The organism is Pseudomonas sp. 30_B (genome assembly GCF_017491605.1).
Taxonomy (GTDB): Bacteria; Pseudomonadota; Gammaproteobacteria; order Pseudomonadales; family Pseudomonadaceae; genus Pseudomonas.
In genome coordinates this window covers 1-551 of record NZ_JAFGYY010000141.1, presented here as the reverse complement: position 1 = coordinate 551, position 551 = coordinate 1, and the positions used below count along the sequence as shown (strand labels likewise).

Here is a 551-nt window from a genome sequence, read left to right as displayed (position 1 = left end):
CTTCTGCACCCGTTCCATCCTCGGCTTGTCCGCCTCGCTTCAGGGCGCTCAACACGGTTTTCAGGATGAGCGGAGAACGTCGGAACGCTAGAGCGGCATGGCTGGCTTTCAAAAATTATCGCGGCGCTGGAACATATCGCCGCGCACAGCCCTCCAACAAGCCGTGACAAACGGCACCGCCGTTCATCAGGCAAGGCCGGTGGGCCGGTTTCCCGATATTTATCGAATCTCCATGCGCACGACCCGAACGCTGAGTATCTCGCTTCCGTATGAAATGGCCTACTACATTCGCGCAAAAGTTTCAACGGGCGAGTTTGCAACGGAATCGGAGGTCATCCGCGATGCGCTGCGCACACTCATTGCCCGCGATCGTGTAGTCGGAGCGTGGCTGCGCGACGCCGTGAATTCCGGCGAATTCGCACTCGATCCGGATGCCCAATGGGCGGCCGACAAGGACGAAGCCAAGCCGGCGCGGCCGAGGCGCCGCCCGTAACGGCCGATGTCGGCGGTACGCGCGCAGTGCCGTCCGGCCAACGCGCGCGGCCGGCGTG

At 62.8% G+C, this 551-nt stretch carries 1 protein-coding gene; it reads left to right on the top strand.

Going from position 1 to position 551, the window contains the following annotated elements; genetic code table 11:
• Positions 1 to 97: 97 nt before the first annotated feature.
• Positions 98 to 493, top strand: a complete 396-nt coding sequence (locus tag J5M67_RS27625) for a type II toxin-antitoxin system ParD family antitoxin (RefSeq protein ID WP_243434917.1) — start codon at positions 98 to 100, stop codon at positions 491 to 493.
• The last annotated feature ends 58 nt before the right edge of the window (positions 494 to 551 follow it).

What these genes read in the sequence shown, in the direction of transcription:
- J5M67_RS27625 (WP_243434917.1), top strand. Translation starts at nt 98, where the DNA reads ATGGCTGGCTTTCAAAAATTATCGCGGCGCTGGAACATATCGCCGCGC.